17 protein-coding genes are annotated in these 18,089 nt (G+C 69.5%); 6 read left to right on the top strand and 11 right to left on the bottom strand.

Annotated features, from left to right (window positions below):
- Positions 1–136 precede the first annotated feature (136 nt).
- Entirely contained in the window at positions 137–919 is a 783-nt protein-coding gene (locus tag ACFYWY_RS17045; RefSeq protein ID WP_389186423.1) for an SDR family oxidoreductase, read from the bottom strand.
- 84 nt (positions 920–1,003) lie between these two features.
- On the opposite strand from ACFYWY_RS17045, the gene ACFYWY_RS17040 reads away from it, so the two are divergent.
- Positions 1,004–1,858, top strand: a complete 855-nt coding sequence (locus tag ACFYWY_RS17040) for a hypothetical protein (protein ID WP_389186420.1) — start codon at positions 1,004–1,006, stop codon at positions 1,856–1,858.
- 186 nt (positions 1,859–2,044) lie between these two features.
- Here the strand turns inward: ACFYWY_RS17040 and ACFYWY_RS17035 are convergent, their stop codons facing one another.
- The 3 genes from ACFYWY_RS17035 to ACFYWY_RS17025 all read right to left on the bottom strand — a co-directional run bounded on the left by ACFYWY_RS17035 (position 2,045) and on the right by ACFYWY_RS17025 (position 4,315).
- Positions 2,045–2,254 (bottom strand): DUF397 domain-containing protein, encoded by a 210-nt coding sequence (locus tag ACFYWY_RS17035; RefSeq protein WP_389186417.1) that lies wholly within the window; start codon positions 2,252–2,254, stop codon positions 2,045–2,047.
- Between the two features lie 219 nt (positions 2,255–2,473).
- Complete coding sequence (locus ACFYWY_RS17030) at positions 2,474–3,331, bottom strand: helix-turn-helix domain-containing protein (RefSeq protein ID WP_389186414.1); 858 nt, start codon at positions 3,329–3,331, stop codon at positions 2,474–2,476.
- Positions 3,332–3,583: 252 nt separating this feature from the next.
- Positions 3,584–4,315, bottom strand: a complete 732-nt coding sequence (locus ACFYWY_RS17025) for a GPP34 family phosphoprotein (RefSeq protein ID WP_389186411.1) — start codon at positions 4,313–4,315, stop codon at positions 3,584–3,586.
- A 246-nt stretch (positions 4,316–4,561) separates the two neighbouring features.
- Here ACFYWY_RS17025 and ACFYWY_RS17020 point away from each other — a divergent pair, with 246 nt between their 5' ends.
- From ACFYWY_RS17020 to ACFYWY_RS17010, 3 genes are all read left to right on the top strand, one after another.
- On the top strand, positions 4,562–7,489 hold the full coding sequence (locus tag ACFYWY_RS17020) for a serine hydrolase (RefSeq protein ID WP_389186408.1): 2,928 nt from the start codon (positions 4,562–4,564) through the stop codon (positions 7,487–7,489).
- A 258-nt stretch (positions 7,490–7,747) separates the two neighbouring features.
- Entirely contained in the window at positions 7,748–9,505 is a 1,758-nt protein-coding gene (locus tag ACFYWY_RS17015) for an MFS transporter (RefSeq protein ID WP_389186922.1), read from the top strand.
- A gap of 185 nt (positions 9,506–9,690) precedes the next feature.
- Entirely contained in the window at positions 9,691–10,584 is an 894-nt protein-coding gene (locus tag ACFYWY_RS17010) for an adhesin (protein WP_389186405.1), read from the top strand.
- A gap of 129 nt (positions 10,585–10,713) precedes the next feature.
- Here the strand turns inward: ACFYWY_RS17010 and ACFYWY_RS17005 are convergent, their stop codons facing one another.
- Positions 10,714–12,126: an alpha/beta hydrolase family protein gene (locus tag ACFYWY_RS17005; protein WP_389186402.1), complete on the bottom strand. Its 1,413-nt coding sequence runs from the start codon at positions 12,124–12,126 to the stop codon at positions 10,714–10,716.
- A 126-nt stretch (positions 12,127–12,252) separates the two neighbouring features.
- Positions 12,253–12,897 carry a TMEM175 family protein gene (locus ACFYWY_RS17000; RefSeq protein WP_389186399.1) on the bottom strand — a complete coding sequence of 215 codons (645 nt, stop codon included), beginning with the start codon at positions 12,895–12,897 and terminating at the stop codon, positions 12,253–12,255.
- A 364-nt stretch (positions 12,898–13,261) separates the two neighbouring features.
- On the opposite strand from ACFYWY_RS17000, the gene ACFYWY_RS16995 reads away from it, so the two are divergent.
- Positions 13,262–14,401: a hypothetical protein gene (locus ACFYWY_RS16995; RefSeq protein WP_389186395.1), complete on the top strand. Its 1,140-nt coding sequence runs from the start codon at positions 13,262–13,264 to the stop codon at positions 14,399–14,401.
- A 34-nt stretch (positions 14,402–14,435) separates the two neighbouring features.
- On the opposite strand, the gene ACFYWY_RS16990 is transcribed toward ACFYWY_RS16995, so the two are convergent.
- The 4 genes from ACFYWY_RS16990 to ACFYWY_RS16975 all read right to left on the bottom strand — a co-directional run bounded on the left by ACFYWY_RS16990 (position 14,436) and on the right by ACFYWY_RS16975 (position 17,208).
- The gene (locus ACFYWY_RS16990) at positions 14,436–15,923 is read right to left on the bottom strand and encodes a SpoIIE family protein phosphatase (RefSeq protein ID WP_389186392.1); all 1,488 of its coding nucleotides are present in this window, start codon (positions 15,921–15,923) and stop codon (positions 14,436–14,438) included.
- Positions 15,924–16,408: 485 nt separating this feature from the next.
- A complete protein-coding gene (locus ACFYWY_RS16985; RefSeq protein ID WP_389186388.1) occupies positions 16,409–16,720 on the bottom strand; it encodes a hypothetical protein in 312 nt (103 codons plus the stop codon).
- The gene (locus ACFYWY_RS16980; RefSeq protein WP_389186386.1) at positions 16,717–16,968 is read right to left on the bottom strand and encodes a hypothetical protein; all 252 of its coding nucleotides are present in this window, start codon (positions 16,966–16,968) and stop codon (positions 16,717–16,719) included. The genes ACFYWY_RS16985 and ACFYWY_RS16980 overlap by 4 nt, the downstream gene beginning before the upstream one ends.
- Before the next feature lie 15 nt (positions 16,969–16,983).
- On the bottom strand, positions 16,984–17,208 hold the full coding sequence (locus ACFYWY_RS16975; RefSeq protein WP_389186383.1) for a cold-shock protein: 225 nt from the start codon (positions 17,206–17,208) through the stop codon (positions 16,984–16,986).
- A 224-nt stretch (positions 17,209–17,432) separates the two neighbouring features.
- Here ACFYWY_RS16975 and ACFYWY_RS16970 point away from each other — a divergent pair, with 224 nt between their 5' ends.
- Complete coding sequence (locus ACFYWY_RS16970; RefSeq protein ID WP_389186381.1) at positions 17,433–17,639, top strand: hypothetical protein; 207 nt, start codon at positions 17,433–17,435, stop codon at positions 17,637–17,639.
- Positions 17,640–17,724: 85 nt separating this feature from the next.
- On the opposite strand, the gene ACFYWY_RS16965 is transcribed toward ACFYWY_RS16970, so the two are convergent.
- Positions 17,725–18,089: transposase (locus ACFYWY_RS16965; protein WP_389186378.1), on the bottom strand; the 365-nt coding region annotated here is incomplete at its 5' end.

Raw genomic sequence — 18,089 nt, 5'->3', positions numbered from 1 at the left:
TGCTTGGTCTTGACCTTCCTGGGCGTTGTCGTGAACGTGACGGCGGCCACACGATGAGCAGGCACTTCGTCAGGCTCCGCAGATACGACAAGACCGCACGGGATGCGGGTCCCGTGCGGCCGAGAAAAGGAGGGGCCTACCGCATCAGTTCACCGGCGTTGACCAGTAGCGACTGACCCGTGATCGCCCGGGCCCGGTCGGAGGCGAGGAAGGCCGCGGCCTCCGCGACATCTCCGTCCGTGGCCAGCTCGGGCAGCGCCATCCGCTCGGTGAGCCGCCCCAGCACCTCGTTCTCCGGTACGCCCTCGCTGTGCGCGGTGAACTGGACGTACGCCTGGACGGGCGGCCCCCACATCCAGCCCGGCAGCACGGTGTTCACCCGGATCCGGTCCGGGCCCAGCTCGCGCGCCAGCGAGTACATCGCCGACGTCAGCGCGCCCTTGGACGCCGCGTACGCCGCCTGCCACACCTGTGAGGGCGCCGCCACCGCCGACTGCGTACCGATGATGACGACCGAGCCTCCCCGCACCTTCAGCGCCGGCAGGCAGGCCCGGGTCATCCGCAGCGTTCCCAGCAGGTTCACATCGATGACCCCCTGCCAGGTCACGAAGTCCGCGTCCGCCAGGCCGCCGAAATAGCTGTCCCAGGCGGCGACATGGACGACCGCGTCGATCCGCCCGAACCGCTCGAGCGCGAGCGCGGCCAGCGCCTCGCACTGTGCCTCGTCGGTGATGTCCGTCGCCCGGTACGCACTGCGCGAGCCGTCGGGGTCGATCTCTCCGGCCGACTTGGCGAGATTCCCCTCGGTGCGCGCGCCGAGGACCGCGTTGCCCCCGTCCCGTACGACGGTGGCGGCGATTTGATGGCCGAGTCCGGCCCCGACGCCGGAGACGATCACGGTCTTCCCGTTGAGCAGCATCCGAGGCCTCCCGGCTATGGCGGTTCGTCTGACGGGGCGTCAGAGTAGGTCCCTGCGCCGACGGAAGGAAGGGGAGCGGACATCGTGAGCGAGGACACGCGCAACGGGGACACGCGCAGCGAGGTGTACGGGGAGCTGGCGGGCGTCGGGCCGTACGGGGTGCGCCCCGGCCACGCCCTGATCACCATGGTCGAACCGCACCCCGGCCATGAGTACGCGTACAACCGCTGGTACGAGGACGACCACTACTACGCGGGCGCGATGGCGATGCCCTGGATGTACGCGGGCCGGCGCTGGGTCGCCACCAGAGACCTCCAACTGCTTCGCTACCCCGAGAAGTCGGCGGTGGCCCAGCCCGTCACCACGGGCTGCTACATCTCCACGTACTGGATCACCGAGGGCCGCTACGGCGACCACATGAAGTGGACCGTCGGCATCAACAAGCGGCTGAACCGCGACGGCCGCGTCCACCAGGACCGTACGCATGTCTTCACGGCCTTCCAGGACCATGAGGCGACCGTCTACCGGGACGGCGCGGCCGGCCCGCGCGACTACCACGCGCTGGACCATCCGTACGCGGGCCTGGTGGTGGAGGTGATCGACGCCGACGGGCCCGAGCAGCGGGCCGAGCTGCTGGAGTGGCTGCGTACGAAGCATCTGCCGAAGCGGCTGGCCGGCTCCTGCGCGGCGATGGTGACGGTCTTCCGGCCGACTCCGCTGCCGGGCGACCGGATGACCTATGTGAAGCAGGTGGAGGGCGTCGACACCCGGCTGACGCTGCTGTGGTTCCTCGAGGCGGACCCTAGGGAGATTTGGGACTCTGCGTTCGCTGGTCTCGACGCAGCGGTCGTCGAATCGGGGCTCGGGCGGGTGGAGCTGGTTGCTCCCTTCATCCCCACGGTTCCCGGCACCGACCGCTACGTCGATCAACTGCGCTGAGCCGGAGCGCAAGGCGGCAGCGCGAGACGGAAGCGGGTGGGGATGGCCGTCGGTGCATGGCCGAGCCCCCTCGGCCGGGACGGCGGACCAGACGAGAGGGCTCTGTCAGTTGGTGCTCTTGGTGCTCTTGGCGCTCTGTGCCGCGTCGGTTCGCGGTGTTACTCGGCGTGCTCCTCGGTGTCGTGCTCAGCCGAGGTCGAACGCGCTGTGCCCCACTTCGTTCACGAACGCGCTCCACGACTCGGGGACGAAGGTGATCGACGGGCCCGCGGGGACTTTGGAGTCCCGGACGGCAATGGCCCGAACGACGGGGGACTTGACCTCTACGCATGCGCCGTTTCCCGTGGAGTACGAGGACTTCGTCCAGGTATCCGTGGCGCCCTGAATGATTGCCATGTTCGCTCCGCTTCGGCAAGTGGTGTGATTTGCGCCAACGTTCTTGTTGGCGTGATCGACGCTACTCGCCGCGATGGATGCGCGAGGCAGCCGTTCACTCGACCGGATGGCATATTCCATGCGCCTCTTCCGCCGCGCCGTGGCGGGGGTGTACCGTGCGACCCCCCTCGCCGCAGAGACCTTTCAGCGGACGAACCGGCCGACGTGTCACCGGCCGTGTCAGCGCGCGTAGTCCTTGGCGATGTCCGCGATGAACTGCCTGGTGTGCTCCACGTTCAGGGCCTGGGCGCGCAGATGCTCGTACATGACGCTGTACTTCTGCACATCGTTGGCCTTCTCCAGGTACAGGTCGCTCGTCACGCCCTCGATGTAGACGACGCTCGAGTCGGAAGTGTCCGGGAACTCCAGGATCGCGTACTGGCCGTTGATGCCCGGGTGGGCGCCCATCTCGAAGGGCAGCACCTGCACCGTGACATGCGGCAGCTGGGACAGCTCCACCAGATGCTCCAACTGCTCGCGCATCAGCTGCTTGTCACCGACGAGACGGCGCAGCGCGGCCTCGTCGATCACCACCCACAGCCGCAGCGGGTGCTCGGCGTCCTTGATCCGCTCCTGGCGGCGCACGCGGACACTGACCCGCTTCTCCACGTCGGTGGCGCCGCTCTCGGGCAGCGCGCCGGCGATCAGCGCCTCGGCGTACTGCCGGGTCTGCAACAGGCCTGGGACGACCTGGGGTTCGTACACCCGCAGGCTGGCCGCGTCGGTCTCCAGGCCGATGTAGACGCTGTACGGGATGTCTCCGAAGGCGTGCCACCAGCCCTGCTGGCGGGAGTCCTTGGCCATCTGCATCAGCGAATCGACTATCCGGTGGTCCTCGACCTCGTACACCCCGCAGAGGTCGCGGACGTCGCGCTGGCTGATCGAGCGGCGGCCGTTCTCGAGGCGGCTGATCTTCGACTGGGAGACGAGAAGGCGCTCCGCCACCTCTTCTGCCGTCATGCCCTTGAGTTCGCGGAGCCGGCGCAGCTCCTGGCCCAATCGGCGTCGCCTGACGGTGGGGTTGACGTTGGACGCCACGGAAACTGCACCTCCGGCTGCGTAGCTGAGCGTATCTATTGCTCAGCAGATTGCCACCAATGGTCGTGGCTGCGCTGCCAAATGGCCACACAGGATGCATGCGCGAACGCGCGGGGCAGCGCTGCGGCTGCCCCGCGCGTCCTGCGCGGCTCCCGAACCGGGTCATGGGGACGTCGGTGCGGCGGATCGTGTTCGGTTGTTCCTGGAACGCGTGGTGCGCTTGGCGCCGTTGGTGCCGTTCGAGCTGCTGCGTCAGTGCGCGGCGACGCGGGCCATGCTTCCGCGGCGTGGTTGCATCGACATGGCCGCCGTCGGCTGCCGGCTGCCGGCCTGTGCGGTGGGATTACGGCGTGGCTGAGCGGCCACACCGTTCTGAACGTCCATCACGGCGTGCGCCACGAGTCCGCCCATCGGGTCGTGCCTGATGAGATCCCGCAGACGGGACCTCGAGGAACGTCCTTCATTCCCGGGGTAGAGGTGCTTGCCGAGTCCGACCGCGTGGGCCAGCGCGGCGAGCGCCGCGGTCCGCGGGTCCGGCGGTACGCCGGTGCGGATCGCACTGTCCAGCCGGGCCCTGATGTCCCGGCTGATCGCCGTCTCCGTCGCCTGGTAGCGAGTCGTCGGCAGCACTCCGCACATCTGGCCCGCCACGGCATGCACCATGCCGCACCGCTCCAGATGCGAGAGGTAAATCTGGCGCAACCCCAGTCGGGGCCCGCCAATCCAATGGACCGCCCGAACCGGGCTGCCGCGTCTGCGCAGCAGTTCCAGCGCGGAGTCCAAAGTCGGATCTCCGGTCGGCCGTGGCATCACCACGGCGATACGATCCCCGTCTGGGGCTATCCGTCCTGCCAGAGCCAGCTCTACTAGCTGGGCTCCGGCCAGGCCGAGGTCGAGCGACTGCGGCTGCGCTGTGGTACCCGTGGTCGGGTCCAGAGCGAGCAGCAGAAGCTCCTCCGGAATTGTTCTGCGGCTCCTGCCCATCCATGCCTCCCCGCGTGGATGAATGACAGGGTGACCCCTCTCACATTGGTCTGTCGAGAGCGCCTGGGTGGTTTCTGTGGGAACCGGTAGGTATGTCGTTCTCGTCTATGCGCAGGGGCCGTGTTCTCACACAGGACACTGGTAGATGGTTCGGACAACACGGGCTGTCGTCTTGACGGCGCCCGTGCGACGTGAATATTGCGCTACACGCACAACGCGGGACGCAAGACGCGGGACGCAAGACGTATGACTCATGAAGGAGGCACGGTGGCGGGCGAGTCCCCCGACAAGTCGGAGCAGCGGAAGTCGTCGGGGGAGACGGCTCCGGGTGAACGCGACCCGCGTCTCACCGTGTTCCGCCAGGCATCGCCGGGGGCGAAGGCCCCCGCGGTTGACCAGCCGACGGCTGTCTTCAAGTTGCCACCGTCCGAACGGAGCGGCGGACCGGGCGCGGACCAGGATGCCGGGCCGGACTCGCGGTCCGGCGCGGAGCCGGGCACGGAGTCGGGATCGGTGGAGAACGACACGAGGCTGCGCGCGGCGGTGGCCGCGTGGGTGGCGAGCGCGGACGGGGATGCGGACGCCGACGCGTCTGACGCCGTGCAGCAGGACGGCGACGGGCGTGTGGACGCGTCTGCGGGCGCCGGCGACGCGGATGCGGGCGAGGGGTCGGAGTCGCAGGCGGAGGCCGTGGACGGGGACGCTCCGGTCGTGGTGGACGCCTCTGGCGACGACGGCGGGACTGAGGATGCGTCTGACGCCGTACGGCGGGACGCGTCTACGGACGCCGACGACGCCGACGAGGACCTTCCGGTCGCGGTGGACGCCTCCGGGGACGACGGTGCGGATGCGTCTGACGCCGTGCAGCAGGACGGCGACGGGCGTGAGGACGCGTCTGCGGGCGCCGGCGACGCGGATGCGGGCGAGGGGTCGGAGTCGCAGGCGGAGGCCGTGGACGCTCCGGTCGTGGTTGACGCCTCTGGCGACGACGGCGGGACTGAGGATGCGTCTGACGCCGTACGGCGGGACGCCCCTGTGGTCGCCGACGACGCCGACGAGGACGTTCCGGTCGTCGAGGATGCCTCCGGTGACGACGGTGGCGCTGAGGATCCGTCTGACGCCGTAAGGCGGGACGCGTCTGCGGGTGAGCAGGCGGAGTCGCAGGCCGAGGCCGCGGACGGAGACGCTCCGGTCGCCGAGGAGGCTCCGGTCACGCCGACTGGCGAGACCAGTGCTGCCACCGAGGACGCCGCTGACGACGCGACCGCCGGAGCGAAGGACGACGCAGCGCCGTCCGCCAAGGACAAGGCCGCCGACGCAGAGGAAGCCCCCGGCAACGGGACCCCCGACGACGCGACCGCCGGAGCGAAGGACGACGCAGCGCCGTCCGCCAAGGACAAGGCCGCCGACGCGGAGGAAGCCCCCGGCGACGAGGCCCCCGACGACGCGACCGCCGCGCCGAGCGCCGACGCGTCGACCGACCCCGCGCCGAGCGCCGACGCGCCGCAGAGCAAGGCCGCCGGTTCGGCGGCATCCGCCGCGGCGAAGGGTGAGGACGCCAAGCCGGGCGCGTCCCCCGACACCGAGACCAAGGCCGCGCCCGCCGCGTCCGGATCTGCGGAAGCAAAGCCGTCCAAGCCCGCTGTCGATCAGCCCACCGCCATCTTCAAGGCTCCCCGGCGGCCCGCCGTCGACCAGCCCACCACCGCGCTCAAGGTGCCCCCGGCGCCGCGGCCCGAGTCGCCCGCCGAGCGGACCAGCACCTTCGTGCCGCTGCGAGCCGAAACCGCAAGCGCCCCCGCCCCCGCTCCCGCCAAGCCGGAGGCATCCGCTCCGCCCGCCTCGCTGACCGAGGCCGAGCGGACCAAGCAGCAGCCCATGCCGCCGCTGCCGCCGCTCGACCTCCTCGCCGAGCTGACGAACACCCCGCCCCCGCCCCAGACTCCCGTCCGCACCGTCGTGCGGCGGATCAAGATCTGGACTCCACTCGTCGTGCTGCTGCTGATCATCTTTGCGATCGTGCAGGCTTTCCGTCCCCTTCCCGCTCCCGAGCTCGCCCTCTCCACCGAACCCGCCTTCACCTTCAAGGGCGGGCCGCTCGCCCTGCCTTGGCCCGACGAGGGCCAGGGGGCCGTCGAGGTCGAGGGCGTCGGCAGCATCGGGACGTACGGCGCGCAGAAGCCCGCCCCGATCGCGAGCGTCGCGAAGACGATGACGGCGTACGTGATCCTCAAGAACCACCCCATCAAGGGCAAGGAAGTCGGCCCGAAGATCACCGTCGACCAGCAGGCCGAGGACGAGTCGAAGCTCGGCGACGAGTCGACCGCGCAGATCTCCAAGGGGCAGCAGTTCACCGAGCGGCAGATGCTGCAGCTGCTGATGATCCCGTCCGGCAACAACGCCGCGCGCCTCCTGGCCCGCTGGGACGCCAAGTCCGAGGCCGAGTTCGTCAAGAAGATGAACGACGCCGCCAAGGAACTCGGCATGACCAACAGCACCTACACCGACCCCAGCGGCCTGAAGGCCACCACCGTCTCCTCCCCGCAGGACCAGCTCAAGCTGGCCAAGGCGGTCATGCAGTACGACGTGTTCCGGGAAATCGTCAACACGACCATCACCACGATCCCCGGCATCGACGGGCAGATCAGGAACAACAACGACAGGGCCCTGCTGAAGGAGGGCGTGGGCGGCATCAAGACCGGTTCGTCCACCCCGGCCGGCGGCAACCTGCTCTGGTCCGCCAACGCCCTGGTCGACGGCGAGGTGCGCCGCATCGTCGGCATCACGATGGGCGTCCAGAAGGCCGCCATCCTCAACGACAAGCTGGAGCTGGCGATCACCCACAGCATCGAGGTGATCGAGGCTGCCCAGGAAGGCGTGACCTCCGCGGCCGTCATCAAGAAGGGCGATGTCGTCGGATACGTCGACGACGGCCTCGGCGGCCGGACCCCCGTAGTCGCCACCAAGGAGCTCAAGGCGGTCGGCTGGGCGGGTCTGAAGGTCGAGATCGAGCTCGCCGACGGAGGCAAGGCGGTCCCGCACTCGGCCAAGGCGGGCACCGTCGTCGGCCAGGTGTCCGTCGGCTCCGGCACCGGCAGGGTCAGCGCACCGGTCGCGCTCCAGCTTGACCTGGCGGAACCTGGATTGGGCGCCAAGCTCACCCGCATCGGTTAGCACCAGACCGCGACGCGGGCGTCCCGGGGCCCCGGGACGCCCGCGTGTTAGCGTCCCGGGGCAACTTCGGGGCGCCGGGACAGCGTCCTTGTACATGGAACGTCAGCACGGAACGTCAGCAAACGTCAGCACGAAGCACGTCGGAGGTTGGCAGGCCGGGGGAGAACGGCACAGCCGGGGAGGACGGGGAGAGCCGCAGTGACCACCGTTGAGCCGAAACAGGCGGACGGCAGCAGCAGCCCCGACGCGGGGCCGCGAATACGTTTTCCCCTGCGCGGCAACGCGGACCCCCGCCCCCTCGATGACCTCCGCGACCGGCTGAGCCGCCACCCCGTACTCCTCGCGACCGCACTCGCCGCGCTCACGCACCTGATCTGGTTCTTCTTCCTCGCGAACAGCGGCGGCGACATCGCGGCCCAGGATGCCTGGGCCGAGTTCGTCGGCCGCCATCCCGACTCCGCGTACAACCTCGCCTGGTACGGCGGGATGCATCCGGTCTCGTACAGCGTCGTCTCGCCGTATCTGATGTCCCTGCTCGGCGTCCGCTCGACGATGATGGTCGCCGGTACGGTCTCCGCCGCCCTGACCGCACTGATCCTGGTCCGCGTCCGTGCCGTCCGCAATCCCGTGGCCTGCTCGCTGGCCGGGGTCTTCGCCTTCCTCTGCAACGCGCTGTCCGGCCGGGTGACCTTCGGCCTCGGCATGATGTTCGCGCTCGGCGCGGTGGCCGCCGTCTTCTGCTGGCCGCACCGGTGGAGAATGAACCGCTGGGCCAAAGCGGGGGTGGCGGCCCCGCTCGCCGGCCTCGCCACCGCGTCGAGCCCGGTCGCCGGGCTGTTCCTCGGCGTCGTCGCGGCGGCGCTGTTCCTGAACCGCCGCCGGCCCGCCGCGTACGCCCTCGGTGTCGCCCCGGTCGTGGTCGTGGCGCTCTCGGCCTGGCTGTTCCCCTTCTCCGGTACGCAGCCGATGTCGCTCTGGTCGACCTCGTTGCCGTTCCTCTACGGGGCCTTTGTCCTTGTTCTCATACCGAAGGACTGGCGCACGGTCCGCGCCGCCGCAGCGGTCTACACCGTCGGCACGCTGCTGACCTGGGCGTTCGATTCCCAGATCGGTTCGAACGTGTCCCGGCTCCCGATGCTCTTCGCGGGCGTGGTGCTGCTGGCGGCGCTGCCGTACACCGTGCCGCGCTCCCGCAAGTGGTACGCGCTCGTCATCACCTTCCTCGGGCTGAACTTCTGGATCGGCTACAAGGCCGTGGACGACATGGTGCGTACGGCCCCGACCGCGTCCTGGAACCGTGAGCTCGCACCGCTGGTCAACCGGCTCCAGCAGGTCCGCGCCGAGCGGGGGCGGGTCGAGGTGGTTCCCGCAAGCAGCCACCGCGAGGCGTCGGCTCTCGCTCCGTACGTCAATCTCGCCCGCGGCTGGAACCGGCAGGCGGACATGAAGCGCAACCCCCTCTTCTACGACGACGACAACACGCTGACCTCGGCCGGCTACCGGGCCTGGCTGGACCGGTGGGCGGTCCACTATGTGGTGCTGCCGAAGGGCTCGCCCGACTCCAGCGGGGCGAAGCAGGAGGCGGAGCTGGTGCGTGAGGGGCAGCCGTATCTGACGCGGATCTGGAGCGACGCGAACTGGCAGCTGTTCGCGGTGAAGGACCCGATGCCGCTGGCCGACCCGCCGGCCACGGTGGACCAAGCGGGCGCGGGCGAGCTCACGATCCAGGTGAAGACGGCGGGCCGGGTGCTGATCCGGGTCCCGTATTCGCCATGGCTGAGCATCGTCGACGAGCAGGGTCAGAAGGTGAAGGGGCCCGAGGAGACGGAGGAGTCGAAGGCGCGCGAGGAGGGGCAGAAGACCTTCGACAACCGCAACGGCTGCCTGCTGAAGGCGGAGGAGGACACGGAGGGCGACGAGTGGACCGAACTGCTCGCGCCCGCCCCGGGTGTCTACCGGCTGGCGGCCCCCTACCAACTGCCGCGCGGGACGCCCTGCCCCGACGAACTCCGCTGACCCGGCACGGTCGCTGGCCCCATTACCGGCGTTAACACCTATCTCCGCCTGCCGCGCTGATGCATAGTGGACTCCCTTGGCATACCGCGTGGTTGGCCTACTGGTTCAGGTGTGACATGGCATGCGAACGATGCGGTGGCAACGGCAGGGGCGCGCTGCCAGGTCTGAGTTGTCCGGAGTGCGGTATGGGCGGTGTGGGCGGTAGGGATGACCGGGGCGGTCGGGCCGCGGGCGGGGCGTGGGTTGCACGCGAGACGCTGGCGGGTCGCTTCTCCCTCCTCTCCCGTACCGGAAAGATCCTGCTGACCGGGGCAGTTGTGCTGACCACGCTCGCCCTGGTCGTCTCGGCGATCACGCTGTACGAGGACGACTCGGCCGCGACCGGGACAGCCGACGACGCCGACTTCGCCCCCGGCGACCTCGGTGGCGCCCCGCAGCGCATCCAGCCCACGGCACTGCCCGGCACCTCCCCGTCTCCCTCGCCGTCCGCCTCCCGCTCCCCCCTGCCGACCCCGACCCGGATCGGCCCGCGCGAGCCGAAGCCTCCGCAGAATGCCAACGGCCCCTCGTACAGCGCCTGGGCGGGCCCCGGCTGCACCGGCGGCGGCCGCTACAGCGAGCGGGGTCGCTACAGCGACGGGGACGACGGCTGGTACACGGTGAAAGAGGGCGGCCACAAGGGCGACGGCTGCGACGGCTCCTTCACCGCGATCCCCATCTCGGGCAGCTCGACCAAGGACAGCGGTGGCTCTGCGACCTGGTCCTGGTACGTGGGCAGCGGCTACACGACCTGCTCGGTGTCCGTCGTCATCCCCGAAAGCGATCGCGACCGCGATGTGGCGGGCAGGCCGACGACGTACAACGTGCTGGCCGATCCCGACAACGGGGACAGCGCGATCAAGTCCTTCGAGATCGACCAGACATCGCTGCGCGGCAGCGGCCTGGTCGTCGAGAAGGTCCCGGTCCGCGACCAGCAGCTGGCGGTGCGGCTGGTGGACCGCGGCGAGGACTGGGGCAGCGGCGAACGCGACGGGGCGCACCACGCGGCGGCCCAGATGAAGGCGGACTGCCGCGCCTGAGGGGCGAGTCGGCGCGGCTCAGGGTCTGGGCCTCGGCGCGGCTCAGGTCCTGGCCTCGGCGCCCGGCTCAGGGCCGGACCTCGGCGCCGGGCACACACCCTGGCCCGTGACGAGGAGCAGCCGCAGAAGTCAGCTGCCCGACAGCTTCTCCTGCAGCCAGTCGAAGACGACCTCGCAGTGCTGCTGCGGGGCCATCGGGGAGCAGTGCAGCTGCGCGCCGGTGGCCGTGGTGAGCTTCACGTAGTCCTTGGGAGCCGTCAGTTTGTCGAACATCTGGCGCGGCTGACCGGGATAGAACTGCTCGTAGTCGTAGTCGAGGACCAGCGTGGGCATCTTGATGCGGCCCACGACCTTCGTGATGTCCAGCGACTCGATGAGTTTGGCGGGGGTGTAGAAGTCGCTGAACATCTTGCCCTCGCGGGCGTCGAGCATCGCCGGCACGGAGAAGGGTTCGATGCGCTTCTTCATCGTCGCGGCCGCGGCCGGAGGCAGCTCGGGGACGACCTCCTTGTTCCAGATGTTGTTGGTCTCCTCCTTGTCCGGGGTGAGGATCTCCCGGATCTCCGGAGGAAAGCCCAGCCAGGGCGCGAGCGCGCCGGGCATCGCCACCAGAGCGGCGATCCTGTTCTCGAAGGCCGCGGCCCGGGGAGCCAGGTTCCCGGCCATACTCAGCCCGGTCAGGGCGATCTTGCGGGTGTCCACGTCCGAGCGGGCGGCCAGCCAGTCGACGAGCGGCGTGACGACGGTCTCCCAGCGTGGTGTGAAGACCACTTGGTTCACGTAGAGCAGCTGCCCCTGGCCGGGCCCGTCGTACACGAGGGCGTTCCAGCCGCGTTCCAGAGCGGCCGCGACGCCGTAGGTCCACATGTCGACGTTCGGTCCGTCGCTGCCGTTCGTGAGGATCACGGTGGGTCGCCGCTCGCCCGAGTCGTCCGGCCGGAAGAACCACACCGGAAGAGGGGTCTTCCCGTACGGGATGTCCGCCGTCGTCGGTGCCGGATCGCACAGCTCGCAGAATTTGTCCCAGGCGCCGCGCCCGGCCTTGTACAGCTGCTCCTCGCGGCCGGGGTCGTCGGAGCCGAGGACGAAGAACAGTGCCTGGCCGTAGTACTGGGCGGCCCGCAGCGCGCGGAAGCGTGTGGTCTGTGTCCCGGGCTTGCTGCCCTGGGGCGCCTCCATCAGCTGATCGCCGAGTTTCCCGAAGGTCTCGGCGTACGTCTGCGCGGAGACGCCGGCCTTGTTGATCGCGTTCACGGCGGTGAGCACCTCGCCCACCTCACCGGCGCCGTAGCCGGACGCACCGAGCGCGAGGAGCCCGCCGAAGTTGAACTCCGGGTCCTTGAAGAGCGTCATCACCCCGGGCGTGGGACCGCTCGCCCGGGCGGAGGCCGATGCTGTGGGACTGGGGGTGGGCGCATGCGCGGGAGACGTGCCCGACGGGGTGCACCCGGCGGCCAGCACGGCCCCGGCCCCGCCGACGAGCCCGGCAAGCGTGGTGCGTCGGGTGGGGCCGGATGTGCGATCACCCGATGCGTACGTCATGCCAGCCGAACGTACGCGCCGCGCCACCGGGCCTGTCTCCGCAACACCAGCTGTTCCCTCGAACGGCGCTTCACACAGTCCCTGCCCCAACCGCGCCCAGGCAGGCGATCTCCGTACGGAGTCCTGCTAGGCGGACCGTTGGGCGGCCGCGCGCAGGCGCTTGCCCCGCCTGCCCGTCAACACCTTGACCGGGATCAGCACTGCCCACCACAGCTTCGCGCCCGTCGGGGAGACGAAGGCGAGCGGCACGGCGACGGCGAAGACCACCGCTGTCGATGCCAGATCGACCACATCGTTGCGGGCGACGGGATCGGGCAGCGTCGTGCTGCCCAGCCACGGGCGCTTCCACAGGACGACCGTCAGCGCGAGTTGCGTGGCCCCCATGGCCGCGACGGCGGCGGAGTAGACGGCCACCGACTGCGGCAGGTCCCCGTACTCGGCCAGCAGGGTGGTGGGGAAGGGCATCAGGGCGATCAGCCCCAGGTTCAGCAGCCCGAGCCTGATGACCGTCCCGTCCACCTCCCGGACGTACCGGAACATCTGGTGGTGGCCCCGCCAGAACGCCGCGATGACCACAAAGCTGAGGGCGTACGCCCACACGTTGGGCGTCACATCGCTCAGTGCCTGCTCGAAACCATCGGGGTCCAGATCGGCGGGCAGCGCGATGTCCAGCGCCAGCAGCGTCATCGCGATGGCGAACACTCCGTCCGACAGCGCGAGGAGCCGGGCTGCGCTGCCCTCGTCGTCCCGCACTCGCTGGTGGCCGTTCACAGCGCCACCCTAGGGTTAAGGGTCCCCAAATATTCCGATTGATCCCTCATGCGGCACCGCGGCGAGCAGTGGCGCGCCGAGCCCGGCCGGGCCGCGGCGCTCGCCGAGTACTCCGAACGGCTCGGCCTGATCAGGCCTGTGACGTCCGGTGAGCGGAGAGTAGTGGGCGGGGTTAATGTGGCCGGCCGAAAAGGGTATGCCCATGCGCTTCGTCTCCAGCCGCACTCGCCTCAGCAGGGCCGTCGTAGCGACGTGCGGCGTATCGGCGCTGCTCGCCGCGTCCGCGACAGCCGATTCGAGTGCCGCTGTCACCGAGCCGCGGCCCCCCGGGAGCGCAACGTCCGGTGGGGGCGCGGTCATTACGGTGACGACTGCCAAGGTCGGCGCGCCCGGTAACCCTTCGGTGGGCGTGGTCCCGTTCACGGACGCCGTATACCGGTCGTGCGCGGATGCCCCCACGACCTCGAGCGGCTGTCTGATGGTCGGCGGCGTCAGTTATCCCTACGAGATCGGACAGCTCGAGGTCACCGTCGGACAGTGGGTGGCGTTCCTGAACACGGTCGATCCCGAAGGACGCAATCGCCATGACCTCTATGTCGAGACCGAGAGTTCGACAGGGTGGCCGAAGTACGGCCAGGTCAACTTCTCCGCCGACGCCGGCAACGGCAGCCACTACTCGGTCGGTCATCCGCAATGGGCAGACAAGCCGTACGGCTTCGCCGACTTCCTGGACGCGGCGCGCTTCGTCAACTCGCTCTACAACGGCCGCTTGATCTCCAAGCAGGCCGGCGGCAATGGCGGATTCGGCCACGTCACCTACAAGGTCAGACTGTCGACGCGGACCGAGCGCGGGATGTACGACCTCGCCCGGCCGGATGCGACCCGGGCCCGTGATACCGGCTTCGTCGTGCCGAGCCAGAACGAGTGGATCAAGGCGGCCTACTACGACCCGAGGGGCGGCGGCACGTACTCGTACTGGAAGTACCCGACCAACCCCGGAGTCTTCGGCGACGGTGCCGCGACCGCCCCCAACCCCACGGTCCTCAACCCCACCACCGGCGACGTCACCAACGCGGCGACCCAGCCACTGGCCTCGTACCACGCCGGCGACCAGCCGGCACCGAGCTGGTGCCCCGGTCAGGTACAGCCCGACGCCTGCGCCACCGTCAACCCGATCGGGCTGGACCCCCTCACCTACGCCGATCTCTACGAGGGCAGCCTCGGCACGGCCGGCCAGGCGCGGACCACCTCGCCGTGGGGCACTCTCGACCAGGGCGGCAACGCGGTCGAGTGGACCGACACGATCACGGCGGCCCCGTCCGGACGGGACTCCGGGCGGGTCTGGCGGCGACTGCACGGCGGGATCTCCAATGCGCCGGCCTTCCAGATGTGGCCGTCGGCGGTCGGACTGCAACCGCAGGACAACGTGTTCTACAGCCACACCTATCCGTGGCTGGGCATCCGGATCGGAGTGATCGGCGACCTGGCGCCCGGCAAGTCCTGAGCGAAGTCGCGAGGCGTACTGCCGACGCCGGAGCTCATGGTCCGGCCCGGGCGATGAGCAGGGCCACGTCGTCGTGGTGTCCCGGGTGGCGCAGGGTCTGCAGAAGCAGGTCGCAGGTTTCGTCCAGCGAGCGGCCCGGGTCGTCGAGGACATCGAGGAGGGCGTCCAGGCGTTCGTCGATCGGCTGGTCGCGGGTCTCGACCAGGCCGTCGGTGTAGAGGACGAGCTGGTCGCCGGGCTCGATGTCGAGGCGGGTGGTGTGGAAGCGGACGCCACAGCCGCCCAGCGGTGCGCCGGTGGGCAGGTCGAGAAGCTCGCGCTTGCCGTCCGCATGGAGGAGGACGGGCGGCAGGTGCCCGGCAAGGGAGACCCAGCACTGGGCGGTGTGGGGGTCGTAGACGGCATAGACACAGGTCGCGATGGTGTCCAGCCCATCGGTGGCGCGGTCGAGGTGGTGCAGAACCTGGGTGGGGTCGAGATCGAGATCGGCCAGCGTCCGGGTGGCGGTGCGGAGTTGGCCCATGGTGGCCGCGGCTCCTACGCCGCTGCCCATGACGTCACCGACGACGAGGGCGGTCTTGTCGCCGTTGAGGGGGATGACGTCGAACCAGTCGCCGCCGATCTCGATGGTGGCCTGGGCGGGACGGTAACGAACGGCGACCTCCAGACCCGGTCGCTCCGGTGGCGTGTGGGGCAGCAGGCTGCGCTGGAGGGTGAGGGCGGCGCGGCGTTGCTCTTCGACGGCGCGGTGCCGCTCGGTGACGTCAACGCTGGAGGTCGCCACTCCGAGCACTTTCCCGTTGGGGGCTTCGAGCCGGTAGAACGAGACCGACCAGGCGTGGTCGTTGTCCGGGTCGGCCGGGGTGCGGCCGGCGGTGTACTGGTCAAGGACCGGGATGCCGGTGGCCAACACCTCGCGCATCGCCGATTCGAAGGACTCGTCCAAGAAGGGCAGCACCTCATGGGCATGCCGGCCGACATGCTCGGCGGCAGGCACACCGTTCATCCGCTCCTCCGCCGGGTTGACCGTGATGTACCGGAGGTCGGTGTCCAGCACGCCCAGCCCGATCGGCGACTGGGACACGAGCCGGGTGGACAGGGCCAGGTCCCGTTCGACTTGCCGCAGCGTCGCCTGGTCCGTGGCCAGGCCCAAGGCGTAGAAGTTCTGCTGTTCGTCCTCCAGCCGCATGTTGCGGAACTCCACCAGGCGCGTGCTGCCGTCCTTGTGCCGGATGGGGAAGACTCCCGCCCAGCTGCCGCCGCCCGCCATGACCTGGGCGAACAGCTTCAGGACCTGCTCCAGGTGCTCCTCGTGGACCAGCAGGTGAGCGGCGGACCGGCCCAGGGCCTCCTCGGCGCCGTAGCCGAACAGGTTTTCGGCTTCTGGGCTCCACAACCGGATCCGCCCCTCGGGGCCGAGGACGACGGCGGCGACACTGAGCACATCGAGCAGGCCGCCCGGCTCGGACGGGGCGGCCCCCGCCAGGCCGGGATCGTCCCGGAAGGGCTCGGTTGCAGCCATGTCCCAGGCTCTCCTTCCGGCCACCGCTATGGCGTGCTGCCTGGTGCTGGCCAGGACCATGCACCTGCGTAAGTGGTCCCGGCCTCCCCATCGTCCCCCTCCACCGGCCACTCACGCACCCGAAGCGGATCCGGAGCCCGTCCGCTCACGCACCGATCACGCACCGCTCATGCAGTGCTCACGCAAACGGTCCCGGACGAGGAGTCCGAGGCCGAGTAGAGCCCCTCCCTGGGGGAGAAACCCCAGGTCAGCGCGTTACTTCTTCGCCGGTGATCGGCAATTTCTTCCCCGGGAAGCAGTGTGCCGTCCATGACCAATGCCATGGCTGCGACGAACAGCGCGCCTACCCGAGAGAGGTAAACGCGCTGGTCAGACACTGTGCCCCCAGCGGATTCGGACCTGCGGTCCTGTGGGTTTCACAGCGATCCCCGCACACCACGGCAGATCGGCCGGGCAGAGGGATCGAGATCAGTGCTGGGGCCAGTTCAACTCGCCGACGATCGCACCCACTGCACGAGTTCTGCCAGCGCGTTGACGAGATCCTCGCGTCTTCGGAGGTCACGGTGTACGGGGCGGACCTGACCGCTCCCGACGTCTGCGTGATCGAGTTCCGCCTCGCCGGTGTCCCAGACGGTGATGGTGGCAATACGGGCATCGGTGCTCAGGGTCGCCCAAGCGCTCGACTTGCTGCGGCCGTCGTCCGGGGACATGCCGAGCTCACAGCCGATTGACGCTGCTCGGAGGCCGGCCGCCTCGTCTGTGCACCAGGCGGCAAGCGCTTGAGGGAAGTCGGTCATGCTCCCTCCTCCGGGAGGATCCGCGTCGGATCGTCGGCCGGCGCGAAGGAGGCCAACCGGCTCGGGGCGCGGACATCGTCGTCGTCGGTGGCCCAGCCGACCGCTGCGGAGATCACGTAGTCCGTGCGGTCGTCCGCGCTCTCTAGCATGTGGACACGGTCACTGCGACCGAACCTGCCGGTGCCCGCGGTGATGCGGGCGCGTTCCTCTGCGGTGGCGCACCGGATGACGAGCCCGTCGTAGATCATTGTCAGGTTTGGATGTCAGGCGGGGCGAGGCACGATGCTCACGGCCCGGTAGTCGTAGCCGTCCTGTTTGAAGCCGGGGGCTTCCCACGAGAGATCCACTTGCTGGCCGGGCGACAGGGCGCGGAACCCGGCCATCTGGATGTCGGAGAAGTGGCCGAAGCAGCCGCCCGGGGTCTCGGGGGAGTCGAGTACGCCCCACCCTTCCTCGTCGTACCACTCGCGGACAGTCGCAGTCACCATGGTCGGAACCCTACGGGTTTGTCTGCGGCGGCAGTCCGGGTCCTGAGCTTGGGAATCACCAGGGGTGGGGTGGGACGAGGACCAGGAGGAGGGCGTACCCGGCGGCCCCCGAAGTGTCTGGGGCCGCAGGTCTCACCGAGATTTGCAATCTGGCCGCGGTGGGATGAGTAGCCGTTGATCGCCTACCAGTACGATCCCTTGTCCATCAGCTCTGAGGAGGACGTATGACCGCCGACGTATCCGTGCAGTTCACGTACACGGTGACACTGCGGGAGATATCCGACGGGTTGAAACTTCAGATGCGGCACAGTCCGGTTGGCCGGTGGGGTTATCGCGTCCTGTGGGTCGTGGGCATCTTCCTCGGCCTGGTGATCGCGATCAACGTTGCGGCCAAGGGGATCGACTCCCCTGCCCTAGTAGGACTCCGTTAGGTTGCTCTGGCTCTTGGGTTCTGGCTGGTGGTGGATGTTCTGGGCAGGGGGCGGTGGCAGGTGGTGCAGGTGCCGGTCCAGCAGTTCAGCAGGTCTTGGATGGCGTCGAGGATCTGGTAGAGGGTGAGTCCGCTGTATCGGCTTTTGGGGCCAGGCGCTGTTCGGTGAGGAACGCGTGGGCGGCGGTGGCCAGGGTGACGTGGTGATGCCACCCGGTCCAGGAACGGCCCTCGAAGTGGTCCAGGCCGAGGCCGTGCTTGAGTTCCCGGTAGTCGTGCTCGATGCGCCAGCGGATCTTGGCCAGGCGGACCAGTTCAGCCGGCGCGGTGGCGGCGGGCAGGTTGGACAGCCAGTAGTCGGTGGGTGCTTCGGCGCCTTCGGGCCACTCGACCAGCAGCGTGACCTCGGGCAGGACACCGTCCCAGAAGCCCTCCTGCGCGGTGGCGGCGG

The sequence above is a fragment of the Streptomyces sp. NPDC002870 genome (assembly GCF_042888505.1).
Taxonomy (GTDB): domain Bacteria; phylum Actinomycetota; class Actinomycetes; order Streptomycetales; family Streptomycetaceae; genus Streptomyces.
The sequence above is the reverse complement of the archived record's forward strand: the minus strand, read 5'-3'. Positions and strand labels throughout refer to the sequence as shown.